At 64.8% G+C, this 3,133-nt stretch carries 1 protein-coding gene; it reads right to left on the bottom strand.

What is annotated here, in order from left to right:
- Positions 1–39: 39 nt before the first annotated feature.
- Complete coding sequence (acs, locus tag EK403_RS11115; RefSeq protein WP_128777559.1) at positions 40–1,995, bottom strand: acetate--CoA ligase; 1,956 nt, start codon at positions 1,993–1,995, stop codon at positions 40–42.
- Between the last annotated feature and the right edge of the window lie 1,138 nt (positions 1,996–3,133).

The following is a 3,133-nucleotide window of genomic DNA, read 5'->3' as shown; positions in this document are numbered from 1 at the left end:
GGCCCTGAGGAGCCGGGACGACGGTTCATGTCCCGCGGCTCACGCCGCCTTTCCGGTCTTCCGGTTCTGTCGGTTCTCGACGAGGTCGTCGACGACCGCCGGGTCGGCGAGCGTCGAGGTGTCGCCGAGCGCGCCGGGCTCGTCCTCGGCGATCTTGCGCAGGATGCGGCGCATGATCTTGCCCGAACGGGTCTTGGGCAGGCCCGGCGCGAACTGGATGAGGTCGGGCGAGGCGATCGGGCCGATGTCCTTGCGGACCCAGGCGATGAGCTCCTCCTTGAGCTCGTCGGTGCCCTCGACCCCCGCGTTGAGGGTGACATAGGCGTAGATGCCCTGGCCCTTCAGGTCGTGTGGATAGCCGACCACCGCTGCCTCCGCGACCTTCTCATGCGCGACCAGCGAGCTCTCGACCTCGGCCGTGCCCATGCGGTGGCCCGAGACATTGATGACGTCGTCGACGCGGCCGGTGATCCAGTAGTAGCCGTCCTCGTCGCGCCGGCAACCGTCGCCGGTGAAGTACTTGTTCTTGTAGGTCGAGAAATAAGTCTCCTCGAAGCGCTTGTGGTCGCCATAGACCGTGCGCATCTGGCCGGGCCAGCTGTCCGTGATCACGAGGTTGCCGTCGCCCGGCCCCTCGAGCACCTTGCCCTCGGCGTCGACGATCTCGGGTTTGACGCCGAAGAAGGGCAGCGTCGCCGAGCCGGGCTTGAGGTCGGTCGCGCCGGGCAGCGGCGTGATCAGGATGCCGCCGGTCTCGGTCTGCCACCAGGTGTCGACGATCGGGCAGCGGCTGTCGCCGACGACGCGATAATACCACTCCCAGGCTTCCGGATTGATCGGCTCGCCGACCGAGCCGAGCAGCCTGAGCGATGCGCGCGAGGTCTTCTTGACCGGCCCCTCGCCGCCGCCCATCAGAGCGCGGATCGCGGTCGGGGCGGTGTAGTAGATGTTGACCTTGTGCTTGTCGATCACCTCCCAGTGGCGGGAGGTGGTCGGATATGTCGGCACGCCCTCGAACATCAGCGTGATCGCGCCGTTCGCGAGCGGCCCGTAGACGATGTAGGAGTGCCCCGTCACCCAGCCGACGTCGGCCGTGCACCAGTAGATGTCGCCCTCGTGGTAGTCGAAGATCGCCTCATGGGTGAAGGAGGCGTAGACCAGATAGCCGCCGGAGCTGTGCAGCACGCCCTTCGGCTTGCCTGTCGAGCCCGAGGTGTAGAGGATGAACAGCGGGTCCTCGGCGTTCATCTCCTCGGGCTCGCATTGGTCTGAAGCCTTTCCGACCGCCTCCTCGTAGCGGAGGTCGCGGCCCTCGGTCATCGGCACGTCGGCGCCGGTGCGCGCCACCACGAACACGGTGTCGACGCCCCCGACCTTGGCGATCGCCTCGTCGCAGTTCTTCTTGAGCGGCACCTTCTTGCCGCCGCGCAGGCCCTCGTCGGCCGTGATCACGACCCGCGACTCGCAACCCTCGATGCGGCCCGCGAGGCTGTCGGGCGAGAAGCCTCCGAACACCACCGAGTGGATCGCGCCGATGCGCGCACAGGCGAGCATCGCGTAGGCCGCTTCCGGGATCATCGGCATATAGATCGTGACCCGGTCGCCCTTCCTCACGCCGCGCTCCTTCAGCGCGTTGGCGAGCCGGCAGACCTGGCTGTGCAGCTCCTTATAGGTGATCGCCCTGGAGTCCTTCGGATCGTCGCCCTCCCACAGGATCGCGGTCTGGTCGCCGCGCGTCTCGAGATGGCGGTCGATACAGTTCGCCGCGACGTTGAGGGTCCCGTCCTCGTACCATTTGATCGAGACGTTCCCGGGCGCGTAGGAGACGTCCTTGACCTTGGAGAACGGCTTGATCCAGTCGAGCCGCTTGCCGACCTCGCCCCAGAAGCCGTCCGGATCCTCGATGGAGCGCCTGTAGTCGGCGTCGTATCTCGCCTTGTCGTAATGGGCGCGCGTCTTCCACTCGTCGGGGACGGGGTGCAGCTTCTCGGACATCGGTCTTTGCTCCCAGGCGGCTCCGCCTCATCAGGGCGGATTTGCCCGGAGCGTAGAGCGGAAGGCCCCGGCGTCTCAAGCGGCTGCGCGTCGTACTTTCGGGAAGACGGTCGCTGGCGCGCGATTTGCTTGCCTTTTAGCGCAAGGCGGGACCGGCGATTGCAGACGCCCAGGAGCTTGAGTGCGACGCACCTCCGCATGCCGAGGACCGGCTCGGAAGTCGGGCTACGTAGGCCGCGACGTCGCGCGCATCCAATGAGGCAGGCTGCTTTGATCGAGAGACGCGCGCGGTCGCTTAGGTGAAATTGATCAATAAGTAATAACCCCTAGTTGTATCTCAGAGATTTATTTCGGTATCATCATACGCCGAAAGCGGCAGCATCAAAGGGGTCGCAGGATCGCATGAGCCAAGCCCACCGGGACCTTCTTAAAGTTGACCGCGCGATTGCGCGAGCAATTATGTTCATTCATTCGCAACGGCAGTTCGTCAACTTGCGGCAAAGCCGAGGAGAGTCGACCTCTGAGGCAGAGGAAAGCATTCGTATGCTTCTCGCGGAACTTTCCGAGTGGCAATCTAGGCGCAAGGAAATCATCCGCGCGGTTGAGACATCTTCTAATCAAGAGCGACAGAGCCGTGGTCATATTAATGACCTGGCGGCTAGTGCGCCTGTGCTCGCTGCGCCTATTTGTGCCCCGCCGTCGCCGTCCGCTGGTTCGTTCGAGGTTGGGTGGTTGTCTGCCTATGTGGCAGGAAAGCTACGGTCTCTCCGGGGCCGGTATCTGCAGACCGCTAAGTCGGGTTAGAGATCATCGACGTCGAGGCGCCCGAAAAAGCGCCGCCGGCTAATCTGGATTGGCGTCAGGTTGTAATGCCGCCGTTGAGACGCAGGGCTTCGAGCGCGTGTTTCGATGACCAGGCCGACTCTCACGATTTTGACGGCCGGGTGGGCCGCTGCGGCGCAGGAAACGACGCGTCATTGGCCCTGCGGAGCGACCTCCGGAGGAGGGCTCGCCGACTGGCTGAGCGGGCATTCAGAGCGGACGTGAGCCGGCGCGCTGGTCGTCGCCCGTCAGGAGCTTGCGCGTTCTTGGGCTCGCGACACACGATCGACTTGGCGACTTCCAGCCGTCGGACCGG

The sequence above is a fragment of the Hansschlegelia zhihuaiae genome (assembly GCF_004103825.1).
Lineage (GTDB): Bacteria > Pseudomonadota > Alphaproteobacteria > Rhizobiales > Methylopilaceae > Methylopila > Methylopila zhihuaiae.
This window is presented reverse-complemented; position numbering and strand designations above follow the sequence as displayed.

Excerpts from the sequence above, each read along its gene's own strand:
- acs (WP_128777559.1), bottom strand. The coding sequence starts at position 1,995 with ATGTCCGAGAAGCTGCACCCCGTCCCCGACGAGTGGAAGACGCGCGCC.